Genomic DNA, 13,493 nt, shown 5'->3' with positions numbered 1-13,493 from the left:
CTCCCCGAAAGGTCCGCCATGGCCACCGTCCTGTCCGTCTCCGGAAGCCCCTCCGCCACCTCCCGCACCGCCCGCCTGCTGCGCCACCTCGACGGCCGCCTCAGGGCCCAGGGCCACGAGGTGATCCCCCTCGACGTGCGCACCCTGCCCGCCGAGGCGCTCCTCGGCGCCGATTTCCGCCACCCCGCGATCGTCGAGGCCACCGCCCTGTTCGACCGCGCCGACGGCGTCGTGATCGGCACCCCGGTCTACAAGGCCGCCTACTCCGGCCTGCTCAAGGCCCTGCTCGACCTGCTCCCGCAGTACGCCCTGGCGGGCAAGACCGTCCTGCCCCTGGCCACCGGCGGCACCACCGCCCACGTCCTGGCCATCGACTACGCCCTGCGCCCCGTCCTGAACTCCATGGGCCCCTCCCACATCACCCCGGGCTGGTTCACCCTCGACAAGGACATCACCGTCGCCGAAGACGGCACGCTCACCGTCGCCCCGGGCTCCGCCGAAGCCCTCGCCCAGGTCACCGACCAGTTCTCGCTCGCCCTCGGCGGCCGTACGACGCTGCTCGCCGCGGCGAGCTGAGCCGAGCGGCCCGCCGCCGACGCCGACTCATCCACCGCCCGACCGCCGTCGGGCTCGTCCCCCGCCCGACCGCCGACCGCCGCCCCGCCACCGGCTCATCCGCCGTCCCACCGAGGCCGGTTGAGCCATCGCACCACCACGATCGGAGCCCCCGTGACCCTCACGTTCCACTGGTTCCTGCCCACCAACGGCGACAGCCGTGATGTCGTCGGCGGCGGCCACGGCACCCCCGCCACCAGCACCGGACGGGACCGGCCGCCGACGGTCGCCTACCTCGGCCAGATCGCCCGCGCCGCGGAGGACCTCGGCTTCACCGGCGCGCTCACCCCCACCGGCGCCTGGTGCGAGGACGCGTGGCTGACCACCGCGATGGTGAGTCAGCAGACCGAGCGGCTGAAGTTCCTGGTCGCCTTCCGGCCCGGTCTGCTGTCGCCGACCCTCGCCGCGCAGATGGCGTCGACGTTCCAGCGGCAGACCGGCGGACGGCTGCTGCTCAACGTCGTCACCGGCGGCGAGAGCCAGGAGCAGCGGGCCTACGGCGACTTCCTCGACAAGGACGACCGGTACCGTCGCACCGGCGAGTTCCTCGACGTCGTACGACAGTTGTGGGACGGCAAGAGCGTCGACCTGCGCGGTGAGCATCTGCGGGTGGAGGGCGCGAAGCTGGCGCGGGTGCCCGACCCCGTCCCCGAGGTGTACTTCGGCGGTTCCTCGCCGGCCGCCGGACGGATCGCGGCACGGCACGCCGACGTGTATCTGACCTGGGGCGAGCCGCCCGCCCAGGTCGCCGCGAAGATCGCCCGGGTCCGTGAACTGGCCGCACGCGAGGGCCGTTCCCCCCGCTTCGGCATCCGGCTGCACGTCATCACCCGGGACACCGCCGAGGACGCCTGGGCCGAGGCGCGGCGGCTGGTGGACGGCTTCGACCCGGAGACGGTCCGGGCCGTCCAGGCGGGACTCGCGCGCAGTGAGTCCGAGGGGCAGCGGCGCATGCTCGACCTGCACGGCGGCAGCCGCGACGACCTGGAGATAGCGCCGAACCTGTGGGCCGGCATCGGCCTGGTCCGCGGCGGCGCGGGCACCGCGCTGGTCGGCAGCCACGACGACGTCGCCGAGCGGATCGTCGAGTACCACCGGCTCGGCATCGACGAGTTCGTGCTCTCCGGCTACCCGCACCTGGAGGAGGCGTACTGGTTCGGCGAGGGCGTGCTGCCGCGGCTCGCGGCACGCGGACTGTGGAGCAGGCCCGCCCGGGCGGGCGCCGACGGCCCGGCCCGCGTGCCCTTTACCGGCGCGGCGGTGTGACCACGCCCGATCGGCGACGCCCTCCGGGCGACGCCTCCTCGACGACGCCCTCTTGACGCCGGCCCGCGCCGGACGGACACTCCGAACGGGAATCCTAGTGAACAGGTAGGGAAACATGGGACGCCTTGAGCCGGTCACCCGCCGCGCCCGCGGTGCCGCGTCGGCGTCCCCTCTTCTGACCTCCCGCCGTCACATCGACCTGCAGCGCGTGTGCAGCGCGATCGGTCCCCTCGGGTAACAGGGCCCCGCACCGCCCCACCACGCGCCGCCGACGGGCATCGCCCCACGGCCTCGCGCCCCGGCCCCCGCACCCGCCCGAAGCCCTTCGTCCTGGGGAGAGTCATGTCCGTGACCCCGTTCACCCGCCACTCGTCCGCGCGGCCCGCCCCCGCCTTCCACGGCCGTATCGGCCTCGACGCCCGCAGCGGTCACTACGCGGTGCCCCGCCGCTACCGGCTCCACCTCAACACCGCCTGCCCCGACGGACTCCGCATCGCCATCACCCACAGCCTCCTGCGCCTGGACGACACCTGCCCCGCCGTCCACCTGCCCGCCGTCCCCGACTGTCCCGACGGCGGCTACACCGGCCTGCGCCCGCTCTACGACGCCAGCGCCCACCGCTACACCGGCCCCGCCCACGCCCCGGTCCTCAGCGACGACTGGTCCGGGCGGATCGTCAGCACCCACGCCCCCGGCATCGCCCGCGACCTGGCCCTGCACTTCGCCGCCAACGGACCCCAACTGCGGCCGTGCGGGACCGAGTCGGAGATCGACGCCGTCGAGCAGCTGTGCGCGGTGACCATCGAGGAAGCCGCCCAGCTCGCCGGTTCCGCCGACGTCGACCCGGCCGAACGGGCCGCGGCGGCCGACCGGTTGGTGGACACCCTCCAGGCACTGGAGCGCTGGCTGGAGGACCGCGAGTACATGCTCCGCGAACAACTCACCGCCGCCGACGTCGAGTTGTGGGTCACCCTGCTGCGCCTCGACACCGTGCACCGGCACCACCTGGACGCCTCGGCGGTACACCGCGTCACCGAACAACCCGCCCTGTGGGCCTACGCCCGCCGCTTCGCCGCCCACCCGGCCTTCGGCACCCACCTCGACCTCGACGGCATCGCCCGCCGCCACCACGCCCACTGCCAGGGGCTGGAAGCCGCGGGAGCGGCCGTCCAGATCCTCGACTGGGCGACCCACGCGGGCCGGTGACCCCACCCACACCCCAGGAAGGCACCACCCAGTGTCCCCGACGCCCTCAGCACCTCCTGCCCCCCTGCACCTCGCCGTGGCCCTCGACGGCACCGGCTGGCACCCCGCCTCCTGGCGCGACCCCGCGGCCCGCCCCCGCGACCTGTTCACCGCCGGCCACTGGGCCGACCTGGTCGTGGAGGCGGAGCGCGGACTGCTCGACTTCGTCACCTTCGAGGACGGCCTGGGCCCGCAGTCCTCGCACTTCCTCGACCCCGACGACCGCACCGACCAGGTCCGGGGCCGCCTCGACGCCGTCCTCGTCGCGGCCCGCGTCGCCCCGCTGACCAGCCGCATCGGCCTGGTCCCGACGGTGGTCGCCACCCACACCGAGCCCTTCCACCTCTCCAAGGCCATCGCCACCCTCGACTACGTCAGCCGGGGCCGGGCCGGCCTGCGCGTACAGATCACCGCCCGCCCCAACGAGGCCGCCCACTTCGGCCGCCGCACGATCGACCGCATCGACGCCTACGACAGCCCGGCCGCCCAAGGCGTCGTCACCGACCTCTTCGACGAGGCCGCCGACTACGTAGAGGTGGTCCGCCGGCTCTGGGACAGCTGGGAGGACGACGCCGAGATCCGCGACGCCCGCACCGGCCGCTTCATCGACCGCGACAAGCTCCACTACATCGACTTCCAGGGCCGCCGCTTCAGCGTCAAGGGCCCCTCCATCACCCCGCGCCCGCCCCAGGGCCAGCCGCCGGTGACCGCCCTGGCCCACCAGACCGTGCCCTACCGGCTGGTGGCCCGCCAGGCCGACATCGGCTACGTCACCCCGCACGACGCCGAGCAGGCACGGGCCGTCGTCGCCGAGATCCGCGCCGAGCAGAGCGCCGCCGGCCGCTCCGGACAGCCCCTGCACGTCTTCGCCGATCTCGTCGTCCTCCTCGACGACGACGCCCGTACCGCCCGCACCCGCCTGGACCGGCTCGACGCCCTCGCCGGTGAGCCGTACACCAGCGACGCCCGCGTGTTCGCCGGCACCCCCGCCCAACTCGCCGACCTGCTCATCGAGTTGCGGCGGACCGGCCTCACCGGCTTCCGGCTCAGGCCCGCCGTCCTTGGCCACGACCTGCCCGCCATCACCCGGCGACTGGTCCCCGAACTCCAGCGCCGCGGGGCCTTCCGCCGGGCCTACGAGGCCGACACCCTGCGCGGCCTGCTGGGCCTGGCCCGCCCCGCCAACCGCTACGCCGCCTGAGAGGGAAGCCCCGAGATGACCGACCGCCGCAAGCAGATCCACCTCGCCGCGCACTTCCCCGGCGTCAACAACACCACCGTCTGGAGCGACCCCGCGGCCGGCAGCCACATCGAGTTCGACTCCTTCGCCCACTTCGCGCGGACCGCCGAACGCGCCCGGTTCGACTTCCTCTTCCTCGCCGAAGGACTCCGGCTGCGCGAACAGGGCGGTGAGATCTACGACTTGGACGTCGTCGGCCGCCCCGACACCTTCACCGTGCTGGCCGCGCTCGCCGCCGTCACCGAACACCTCGGCCTGACCGGCACCATCAACTCCACCTTCAACGAGCCCTACGAGGTGGCCCGTCAGTTCGCCACCCTCGACCACCTCTCCGGCGGCCGCGCCGCCTGGAACGTGGTGACCTCCTGGGACGCCTTCACCGGCGAGAACTTCCGCCGCGGCGGCTTCCTCCCGCAGCGCGAACGCTACTCGCGCGCACGGGAGTTCCTCGCCACCGCCAACGAACTCTTCGACTCCTGGACCGGCGACGAGATCCTCGCCGACACGGCCACCGGCACCTTCCTGCGCGACGCCAAGGCCGGTTCCTTCGTCCACAGCGGCACACACTTCGACATCCACGGCCGGTTCAACGTCCCGCGCTCACCGCAGGGCCGCCCGGTGATCTTCCAGGCCGGCGACTCCGACGAGGGCCGCGAGTTCGCCGCCGCCGGCGCCGACGCCATCTTCAGCCGCTACGCGACCCTCACCGAGGGCCGCGCCTTCTACACCGACGTCAAGGACCGCCTCGCCCGCTACGGCCGCCACCGCGACGACCTGCTGATCCTGCCCGCCGCCACCTTCGTCCTCGGCGACACCGACGCCGAGGCCCGCGAGCTCGCCCGCGAGGTCCGCCGCAGCCAGGTCAGCGGGGCCACCGCCCTCAAGCACCTGGAGTGGGTCTGGAACCGCGACCTGTCCGGCTACGACCCCGACGGCCCGCTCCCCGACGTGGACCCCCTGCCCGGCGAGCACACCGTCGCCCGCGGCCGGGCCCAGGTGCGCATGTACCGCGACCCGCAGGCCACCGCCCGGGAATGGCGCGAGCGGGCCGAGGCCAACGGCTGGTCCATCCGCGACCTCGTCATCGAGACCGGGAACCGGCAGAACTTCATCGGCTCCCCGCACACGATCGCCACCGCCCTCGACGACCTCGTCCAGGCCGACGCCTGCGACGGCTTCATCCTCGTCCCGCACCTCACCCCCGGCGGCCTCGACGACTTCGCCGACCGGGTCGTACCGCTCCTCCAGGAAAAGGGTGTCTTCCGCACCGAGTACGAGGGCCCCACCCTCCGCCACCACCTCGGCCTCGCCCACCCGGACGGGGCCCGCGCCCCGCGCGCCGCCTCGTGACCCCGCCCGCCGACCTCTGAGGAGACCAGCCGTGTCAGCCATCCCCCTCGGCGTCCTGGACCTGGTGCCCGTCCCGTCCGGCGCCACCGCCGCCCAGGCCCTGCGCAACTCGATCGACCTCGCCCGCCAGGCGGAACGATTCGGCTACGTCCGCCACTGGTTCGCCGAGCACCACCTCAACCCCGGGGTGGCCGGCACGTCCCCCGCCGTCGTGATCGCCCTCACCGCCGCCGCGACCTCCACCATCCGCCTCGGCTCGGGAGCCGTCCAGCTCGGCCACCGCACCGCCCTGTCCACCGTCGAGGAGTTCGGCCTGATCGACGCGCTCCACCCCGGCCGCCTCGACCTCGGCCTCGGCCGCTCCGGCGGCCGCCCGCCGGGAGAACCGACGGCCGAGCCCCGCCGCCCCACGAACGGCCTCCTCATTCCGCCCCGCTTCGATTTCACGCCCCTGCTCGGCTCACCCCGGATCGCCCTCCAGCGCAAGCTCCTGACCCTGCCCCACGCCGAGTCCCAGGACTACGCCGAGCAGATCGACGACCTCCTCGCCCTGCTCGCCGGGACCTACCGCTCCCCGGAGGGCGTCGAGGCGCACGCCGTACCGGGGGAGGGCGCCCGGGTCGAGGTGTGGATCCTCGGCAGCAGCGGCGGCCAGAGCGCCGAGACGGCCGGCGCCCGGGGCCTGCGCTTCGCCGCGAACTACCACGTCAGCCCCGCCACCGTCCTGGAGGCCGTGGACGGCTACCGCGCACACTTCCGGCCCTCCGACGTCCTGGACACGCCCTATGTGAGCGTCTCGGCGGACGTCGTGGTCGCCGAGGACGACGCGACGGCCCGGGAACTCGCCGAGGGGTACGGACCGTGGGTCCGCAGCATCCGCTCGGCCGAGGGCGCCATCGAGTACCCCACCCTGAAGGAGGCCCGCGCCCACGAGTGGACCGAGGCGGACCGGACCCTGGTCCGGGACCGCCTCGACACCCAGTTCGTGGGCTCCCCCGCCCGCGTCGCCGACCAGCTCGAACAACTCCAGGAGGCCACGGGCGCCGACGAGTTGCTCATCACCACGATGACCCACGACCACACCGCCCGAGTGCGCTCCTACGAGCTCCTCGCCGGGGAGTGGTCGCGGCGCTGAACCGCGCGCCCGCTCCCCGGCCGGCCCGTCAGCCCGCCGAGGCGGTCACCGGGTAGTGGTCGGACAGGTTGGTGTACGTGTACTCGGTGCCCCAGCTCGACACCGTCCAGGGCGCGCTCTCCTCCTTGACGACGTCGTTCTTCCACACCGCCGGACGGGCGTGACCGGCGCGGTGGAGGACGTGGTCCAGGTCCTCGCGCGGGTCGTCGGGGTAGCGGTCGCGCGCTATGGAGTTGTCCCGCGTGTCGAAGGAGTACGGGTGCCCGGTGCGCGCGTCCGCGCCGACCAGGCCGCCGTCGGCGAGCATGGAGCCGTACTCCGCGGTGCGCGAGTCGACGTTGAAGTCACCGGCCACCAGCACCTGTTCGCCGGCGGGGATGTTCCTGGCGTCCAGGAACGCGTCGATCGCCCTGAACTGCTTGCCGCGCACCGCCGCCGCCTCGCCGGCGGCGCACCCCGGGTCCGTCGACTGCGCGTGGGTGCCGACCACATGCACCCTGGTGCCGCCGACGTTCAGCACGACGTACGCGAAGCCCTTGTTCGACCACCAGTCGGCGCCGCAGGCGTCCTTGAAGACGTACTGCTCCTTGCGCAGGATCGGCCACTTGCTGAGGACCGTCACACCGCCGTCCTCCGGAGTCGTCGCCGAGTACGCGCCGCCCGTCGCGTCCCAGCCGGACCTGGAGCGGCCGACCACCGAGGTCTGGTACGGGTACTCGCCCGCGACGGCGCTCCTCAGCGCATCGGAGGAGGAGTTGTCGAACATCTCCTGGAGCACCACGACGTCGTTGCCCCGCACGAACGGGGCCTTCGCGATCTCGGTGGCCCGGTGGTCCTGGCCCCAGTTGGGGTAGAGGGTCTTGCTGAAGAGGAAGACGTTGTACGACAACACCTTCAGCCCGGGCGTCTGTTCGGCCGCCGACGCGGTGGGTGTCGCGCCGGTCAGGCCGGTGACCGTGAGGGCGAGGACGAGCACGGCCGACCCCTGCGCACGGCGCTGTGCGGAAAGCGTCACTGGATCTCCCTGTGGGGTAAGGGGGTTGAGTGGCGCCGCATATCAAACCATCCGGAGTTACTCTCAGGTAACACCTTGGGGGGAAGTCGATGGCGCGGGGGCGGCCAAGTACTCGACCCCGCTAGACGAGCCAGGCCCCGTCCCGCATCAGGTGCCGGCGCGGCAGTTCGCGGACCTCGTGCCACGCCTGCACCGCCTCGGGGCGCACCCGGTAGAACGCGTACGGCGCACGCTCCCCGCGCGGATCCCAGCCCGTCTTCGCCGTGAACGCCTCCGCCGCCGGGGCCGGTACCTCCTCGGCCGTGAACGTCTCGACGGTCCCGTCGATCAGGACCACGTCCCGGGTGTCGCCGAAGGCGAGCCGGGTGCGTCCGCCGGTGCGCAGATTGCGGCCGGTGGGGTTGGTGGGCCGGGTCGCCAGCCACAGCGCCTCGCCGTCCCAGACGAACCAGAGCGCCACCAGGCACGGCACCCCCTCGGGGTCCGCGGTGGCCACCCAGATGTCGATCTCCTTCTCCAGCCGGTCCAGCACATCGAGCCGGCGCTGTTCGGGCGGGCGGGGCACGGGTGAACTCGTCATGCCGCCGACGCTAGCGATCACGCCGCCCCGGCACCTCGGGCCGCGGTCCTACATCTCCGGGACGAGCCCCGCGCCGCCCGGCACTGGCGCCGCGTAGGTTTTACGTATAACCTCTCCCGTCAATCGCACGTCCGAAAGGTTCCGATGAGTCGCATCGCCCTGGTCACCCTCGTCGTCGACGACTACGACGAGGCGATCCGCTTCTACACCGAGGCCCTCGGGTTCCGGCTCGTCGAGGACGCCCCGCGCCCGGACGGCTCCCGCTGGGTCGTCGTGGCGCCCGGCGATCAGGGCACCGGGCTGCTGCTGGCCCGCGCCAAGGGTGAGGCCCAGGGGGCCAGGGTCGGTGACCAGACCGGCGGCCGCGTCGGCTTCTTCCTGCACACCGGGGACTTCGCCGGCGACCACGCCCGGATGCTCGCCGCGGGCGTGACCTTCCTGGAGGAACCGCGCCACGAGCCCTACGGCTCGGTCGCCGTCTTCCAGGACCTGTACGGCAACCGCTGGGACCTGCTCCAGCCGGCCGACTGACCCGCACCCAGGTCGACCAAGCCCTCCGGCGGCGCGCCGGGCCGCCTCCGGGCGACCGCTCCGGCCTCCCCGTCCCGCCGCTTCGAGCCACCCCTTCGAACCGCCCGCCCAAGGAAAGACACACCATGACCGCTACGCGCGTAGACCTCAATGTCGATGTGATCCGCAGCCTCCCCAAGGCCGTCCTCCACGACCACCTCGACGGCGGCCTGCGCCCCGCCACCGTCGTGGAGCTGGCCGAGTCCGTCGGCCACACCCTGCCCACCACCGACCCGGACGAGCTGGCCGCCTGGTACTTCGAGGCCGCCAACTCCGGGGACCTGGTCCGCTACATCGCCACCTTCGAGCACACCCTCGCCGTGATGCAGACCCGCGAGGGCCTGCTGCGCACCGCCGAGGAGTACGTGCTGGACCTGGCGGCGGACGGCGTCGTGTACGCCGAGGTGCGCTACGCGCCCGAGCTGAACACCGCCGGCGGCCTCGCGCTCGCCGAGGTCGTCGAGACCGTCCAGGAGGGCCTGGCGGCCGGTATGGCGAAGGCGGCCGCGGCGGGCACCCCCGTCCGGGTCGGCACCCTGCTGTGCGGCATGCGGATGTTCGACCGGGTGCGCGAGGCCGCCGACCTGGCCGTCGCCTTCCGGGACGCCGGTGTCGTCGGCTTCGACATCGCCGGCGCCGAGGCGGGCTTCCCCGCCGCGGACCACCTCGCCGCCTTCGAGCACCTGCGCCGCGAGAACGTGCCGTTCACCATCCACGCGGGCGAGGCCGACGGCCTGTCCAGCATCCACCAGGCGCTCCAGATCTGCGGAGCCCAGCGCATCGGCCACGGCGTCCGCATCACCGACGACATCCCCGACCTCGCCTCCGGCAAGCTCGGCCGGCTCGCGGGCTGGGTCCGCGACCGCCGGATCGCCCTGGAGATGTGCCCGACCTCCAACCTCCAGACCGGCGCGGCCACCTCGATAGCCGAGCACCCCATCACCGCGCTGAAGGACCTCGGCTTCCGGGTCACCCTCAACACCGACAACCGGCTGGTCTCCGGTACGACGATGACCCGCGAGATGTCCCTGCTGGTCGCGGAGGCCGGCTGGACGCGCGAGGACCTGCGCACGGTCACGGTGAACGCCCTGAAGAGCGCCTTCATCCCGTTCGACGAGCGCAAGGCCCTCATCGAGGACGTCGTCCTGCCCGGCTACGCGCTCTGAAGGAGCCCGCGGACGTAGGCGGCCTGTCCGACGTGCTGAAGATCGTCGGACAGGACGCTGACCAGCCTCACCCCGAGGGTGACCGGCGGGTCCCAGCGCTCGTCGACGACGCGCTCCAGGTCCTCGGCCGCCAGTGCGCCGAGCGCGCCGAGGGTCTGCTCGTGCACGGCGTCGTAGTACCGGGTCAGCAGGTCGCCCGAGGCCACCCGCACCTCGGCGACCTGCGCCGAGGTGTGCCCGTACCCGATGTCACGGCCGGGCAGCCCGAGGTCGAAGGTCTTCTCGAAGCCCTGGCCGAGCCAGATCTGGTCGAGCCCGAAGGCGTCGGCGACATGGTCGTCCTGGACCCGGGTGAGATGCCAGACCAGCCAGGCGATGGAGTTGGCGTCCGGGCCGGGCCGGGCGTGCAGCGCGTCGGGGCCGAGGCCCTCGACGGCGGCGTGGACCTCTTCCCGGATACGGCTGAAGCCCTCGATGAGGATGTCCTTGGCATGCATGCCACCACCATGGCGCAAAGCCGTGCGTCACGCGCCCGGGCTGTAGGTGCCTCACGCGCCCGGGGTGTCGAGGAGTTCCATCAGAGCCCGCGCCGCCGGGCTGGTGGCCTGCGGGGACGGCAGCAGGGCGACCGTCTCGTAGACCCGCTCGCCGGTGCCCTTGACCGGCAGCGCGGTCAGTGAGGGCCGCTTGTGCCGGAAGTGGCGCGGTACGACGGCGACGCCGAGGTTCTCGTCCACCAGGTCCAGCAGGCTGTGCACGTCGTTCACCTCCAGGGCGACCCTGCGCCGTACGCCCGCGGCGGCGAACGCCGCGTCCGTGGTGCGGCGCGGTCCCCAGTCCGGGTGGAAGTCGACGAACACCTCGCCGCCCAGCTCCTCCGGGGTGACGGCCGCCCCGGCGCGGGCGAGCCGGTGGCTGGGATGGCACAGCACGGTCATCGGCTCGCTGGTGAGCGGTATGGCCCGCAGCTGCTCGACGTCCTCCTCGGCCGTGCGCACCGCGAAGGCCAGGTCGAGGCGTCCGGCCGCGACCTCCTCGGCGAGCGCCCCCGACCCGGCCTGGCGCAGACAGATCTCGACGTCCGGATGCCGACGCCGGAAGGTCGCCAGCAGCGCCGCCACCTGGACCCCCGCGATGCACTGCTCGGACCCCACCGCCAGCATGCCGCGCAGCACGCCCTGGACCGCGGCGACCGCCTCGTGCGCCGAGCGCACCTGCGCCAGGATGCGCTCCGCCTCGCCGAGCAGGGCCCGCCCGGCCGGGGTGAGGGTCACGCTGCGCGTCGTACGGACGAACAGCGGGGTCTGCAGTTCCCGCTCCAGGGAGCGGATCGACGCCGACAGGCCCGACTGGGAGACCATGAGCCGTTCGGCGGCCCGGGTGAAATGCTGGTCCTCGGCGACCGCGACGAAGTGCTGGAGATGGCGCAGTTCCATGACTGAGAAGCGTATCCGCTGAATTCCATCGGATTCTCCTGTTGGACCGATGCCCACAGGTCACGAAAGAGTGGGCGGTGGTTCTCAGGGAATCCGTCCCCCCGTGCCCACCCCTCTGGAGTCGCGTTGTACACCCCGCACCCCGACCGCTACGCGGACATGCCCTACCGGCGCACCGGACGCAGCGGCCTGAAACTTCCCGCGCTGTCGCTCGGCCTGTGGCACAACTTCGGCCCGGACCGCCCGGTGCAGACCCAGCGCGCGATCCTGCGCCGCGCCTTCGACCTCGGCGTCACCCACTTCGACCTGGCCAACAACTACGGCCCGCCGCCCGGGGCCGCCGAGTCGGCGCTGGGCGAGGCGCTGAAGGCCGATTTCGCCGCGCACCGCGACGAACTCGTCATCTCCACCAAGGCCGGATACCTGATGTGGCCCGGCCCGTACGGCGAGTGGGGCTCCCGCAAGTACCTGCTGTCCTCCCTCGACCAGAGCCTGAAGCGGATGGGCCTGGACTACGTCGACGTCTTCTACTCGCACCGCCCGGACCCTGAGACTCCGCTGGAGGAGACGATGGGTGCGCTGCACTCGGCCGTCCAGCAGGGCAAGGCGCTCTACGTCGGCGTCTCGAACTACTCGGCGGAGCAGACCCGGGAGGCGGCCCGCATCCTCGGTGAGCTGGGCACCCCGCTCCTGATCCACCAGCCGCGCTACTCCCTGCTCGACCGGCGTCCCGAGGACGAGGGCCTGCTGGACGCGCTGGACGAGCTCCAGGTCGGCTCCATCGCCTACTCCCCGCTGGAGCAGGGCCTGCTGACGGGCCGCTACCTGGACGGCATCCCCGAGGGCTCCCGGGCCGCGAGCGACAGCCCGTTCCTGAACTCCGACGCGCTCACCGAGGACCTGGTCGCGCGGCTGCGGACGCTGAACGACCTGGCGAAGTCCCGCGGCCAGTCGCTGGCCCAGATGGCGCTGGCCTGGGTGCTGCGCGGCGGCCGGGTGACCTCGGCGCTGGTCGGCGCGAGCAGCCCGCAGCAGCTGGAGGACAGTGTGGCCGCGATTCGCAACCTCGACTTCGACGCCGAGGAACTGGCCCGGATCGACGAGGCCGCCAAGGGCTGAGCGGAAGCGGACGCCGAGGTGCCCGGGGCGCGGACCGTCGCCCCGGGCACCTTCGTGTCTCCGGGGCCGGCGGCGGGCTCCCGGGGCCCGTCGCGCCCTCTGCTTTCGGCCAACGATCTCGGTGAATATGCCAGGAGACTGGCCGGAAAGTCATGGTGACAGTGATTCAGTAGTGAACATACTCAAAAGCAGCGGGCACTTCACGCGGAGCGAGGTTCCCCTCACGCACGGCACCGACCCGCACAGCACCGAAACACACCGCACAGCACCGAGCCGCACGGAAGCTAGGCCCCGCCGAGAGGCGAAAGCACCACGGGGGAGTGAGACGTGCACGACGAATTCCTGTGCCATGTCACGGCGTACGGCACCTGCGGCGGCCGGCGTATCGGAGTCCCGCTCGGCACCTACCGGGCGCCCACGCTGGCGCTCGCCCTGTGGTGGCTGAGGGACCGCGCCTCCTGGATCGCCGAGCGATTAGACCCGCGTCCCGATGCCGAGCACTTCCCCCCGAGCGCCCTCGTCCCCGTCGCCGAGACCGTCCCCGACGTGCCCGCCGTGCTGCGAGCCTGGTGCGGCGACTCCGGCCGGCAGGAGCTGGTCGCCGAGCAGTTGGCCGCCGGCCGGCTGGTCCGTATCGCCATCAGCGACGAGACCACCGAGTACGAACTGCTCGCCGAGTCCATCGACGCCCTGCGGATGCAGCGCACCGGTCAATCCCTGTTCGCCCCCGTCGGTTGAGCCCCCGCGCCAGGCGCG

General features: G+C 72.9%; 15 protein-coding genes. 11 read left to right on the top strand and 4 right to left on the bottom strand.

What is annotated here, in order from left to right:
- Window positions 1–18: 18 nt before the first annotated feature.
- The 7 genes from ssuE to ABT296_RS19110 all read left to right on the top strand — a co-directional run bounded on the left by ssuE (window position 19) and on the right by ABT296_RS19110 (window position 6,851).
- A complete protein-coding gene (gene ssuE / locus ABT296_RS19140) occupies window positions 19–576 on the top strand; it encodes an NADPH-dependent FMN reductase (protein WP_351928742.1) in 558 nt (185 codons plus the stop codon).
- Window positions 577–729: 153 nt separating this feature from the next.
- Window positions 730–1,881 (top strand): LLM class flavin-dependent oxidoreductase, encoded by a 1,152-nt coding sequence (locus ABT296_RS19135; RefSeq protein ID WP_351928740.1) that lies wholly within the window; start codon window positions 730–732, stop codon window positions 1,879–1,881.
- 115 nt (window positions 1,882–1,996) lie between these two features.
- Window positions 1,997–2,119: a putative leader peptide gene (locus ABT296_RS19130; RefSeq protein WP_351928738.1), complete on the top strand. Its 123-nt coding sequence runs from the start codon at window positions 1,997–1,999 to the stop codon at window positions 2,117–2,119.
- Between the two features lie 104 nt (window positions 2,120–2,223).
- Complete coding sequence (locus ABT296_RS19125) at window positions 2,224–3,087, top strand: glutathione S-transferase C-terminal domain-containing protein (protein ID WP_351928736.1); 864 nt, start codon at window positions 2,224–2,226, stop codon at window positions 3,085–3,087.
- Window positions 3,088–3,118: 31 nt separating this feature from the next.
- A complete protein-coding gene (locus ABT296_RS19120; RefSeq protein ID WP_351928734.1) occupies window positions 3,119–4,327 on the top strand; it encodes an LLM class flavin-dependent oxidoreductase in 1,209 nt (402 codons plus the stop codon).
- 15 nt (window positions 4,328–4,342) lie between these two features.
- Complete coding sequence (locus ABT296_RS19115; protein ID WP_351928732.1) at window positions 4,343–5,716, top strand: NtaA/DmoA family FMN-dependent monooxygenase; 1,374 nt, start codon at window positions 4,343–4,345, stop codon at window positions 5,714–5,716.
- A 31-nt stretch (window positions 5,717–5,747) separates the two neighbouring features.
- Entirely contained in the window at window positions 5,748–6,851 is a 1,104-nt protein-coding gene (locus ABT296_RS19110) for an LLM class flavin-dependent oxidoreductase (protein ID WP_351928730.1), read from the top strand.
- Between the two features lie 28 nt (window positions 6,852–6,879).
- Here the strand turns inward: ABT296_RS19110 and sph are convergent, their stop codons facing one another.
- Window positions 6,880–7,866, bottom strand: a complete 987-nt coding sequence (sph, locus tag ABT296_RS19105) for a sphingomyelin phosphodiesterase (RefSeq protein WP_351928728.1) — start codon at window positions 7,864–7,866, stop codon at window positions 6,880–6,882.
- Window positions 7,867–7,987: 121 nt separating this feature from the next.
- Window positions 7,988–8,446, bottom strand: a complete 459-nt coding sequence (locus ABT296_RS19100; RefSeq protein WP_351928726.1) for a pyridoxamine 5'-phosphate oxidase family protein — start codon at window positions 8,444–8,446, stop codon at window positions 7,988–7,990.
- 144 nt (window positions 8,447–8,590) lie between these two features.
- Between ABT296_RS19100 and ABT296_RS19095 the strand changes: the two genes are divergently transcribed.
- Together ABT296_RS19095 and ABT296_RS19090 are read left to right on the top strand one after the other, a co-directional pair.
- Window positions 8,591–8,977, top strand: a complete 387-nt coding sequence (locus ABT296_RS19095) for a VOC family protein (RefSeq protein ID WP_351928724.1) — start codon at window positions 8,591–8,593, stop codon at window positions 8,975–8,977.
- A gap of 125 nt (window positions 8,978–9,102) precedes the next feature.
- The gene (locus tag ABT296_RS19090) at window positions 9,103–10,182 is read left to right on the top strand and encodes an adenosine deaminase (RefSeq protein ID WP_351928722.1); all 1,080 of its coding nucleotides are present in this window, start codon (window positions 9,103–9,105) and stop codon (window positions 10,180–10,182) included.
- Here the strand turns inward: ABT296_RS19090 and ABT296_RS19085 are convergent.
- Entirely contained in the window at window positions 10,170–10,679 is a 510-nt protein-coding gene (locus ABT296_RS19085) for a mycothiol transferase (RefSeq protein WP_351928720.1), read from the bottom strand. The two genes, ABT296_RS19090 and ABT296_RS19085, sit on opposite strands and share 13 nt — an antisense overlap.
- Window positions 10,680–10,730: 51 nt before the next feature.
- On the bottom strand, window positions 10,731–11,618 hold the full coding sequence (locus ABT296_RS19080; protein WP_351928718.1) for a LysR family transcriptional regulator: 888 nt from the start codon (window positions 11,616–11,618) through the stop codon (window positions 10,731–10,733).
- Between the two features lie 126 nt (window positions 11,619–11,744).
- On the opposite strand from ABT296_RS19080, the gene mgrA reads away from it, so the two are divergent.
- Entirely contained in the window at window positions 11,745–12,737 is a 993-nt protein-coding gene (gene mgrA / locus ABT296_RS19075) for an L-glyceraldehyde 3-phosphate reductase (protein WP_351928716.1), read from the top strand.
- Between the two features lie 327 nt (window positions 12,738–13,064).
- Complete coding sequence (locus tag ABT296_RS19070; protein ID WP_351928714.1) at window positions 13,065–13,475, top strand: hypothetical protein; 411 nt, start codon at window positions 13,065–13,067, stop codon at window positions 13,473–13,475.
- Window positions 13,476–13,493: the final 18 nt, after the last annotated feature.

Source organism: Streptomyces sp. NPDC000983 (assembly GCF_040299205.1).
Taxonomy (GTDB): Bacteria; Actinomycetota; Actinomycetes; order Streptomycetales; family Streptomycetaceae; genus Streptomyces.
The sequence above is the reverse complement of the archived record's forward strand: the minus strand, read 5'-3'. Positions and strand labels throughout refer to the sequence as shown.

Bases quoted from the DNA above. Each gene is read 5' to 3' on its own strand.
- ssuE (WP_351928742.1), top strand. From the start codon at position 19: ATGGCCACCGTCCTGTCCGTCTCCGGAAGCCCCTCCGCCACCTCCCGC.
- ABT296_RS19100 (WP_351928726.1), bottom strand. From the start codon at position 8,446: ATGACGAGTTCACCCGTGCCCCGCCCGCCCGAACAGCGCCGGCTCGAT.
- ABT296_RS19095 (WP_351928724.1), top strand. From the start codon at position 8,591: ATGAGTCGCATCGCCCTGGTCACCCTCGTCGTCGACGACTACGACGAG.
- ABT296_RS19090 (WP_351928722.1), top strand. From the start codon at position 9,103: ATGACCGCTACGCGCGTAGACCTCAATGTCGATGTGATCCGCAGCCTC.
- ABT296_RS19080 (WP_351928718.1), bottom strand. From the start codon at position 11,618: ATGGAACTGCGCCATCTCCAGCACTTCGTCGCGGTCGCCGAGGACCAG.
- ABT296_RS19130 (WP_351928738.1), top strand. From the start codon at position 1,997: ATGGGACGCCTTGAGCCGGTCACCCGCCGCGCCCGCGGTGCCGCGTCG.
- ABT296_RS19115 (WP_351928732.1), top strand. From the start codon at position 4,343: ATGACCGACCGCCGCAAGCAGATCCACCTCGCCGCGCACTTCCCCGGC.
- ABT296_RS19085 (WP_351928720.1), bottom strand. From the start codon at position 10,679: ATGCATGCCAAGGACATCCTCATCGAGGGCTTCAGCCGTATCCGGGAA.
- ABT296_RS19125 (WP_351928736.1), top strand. From the start codon at position 2,224: ATGTCCGTGACCCCGTTCACCCGCCACTCGTCCGCGCGGCCCGCCCCC.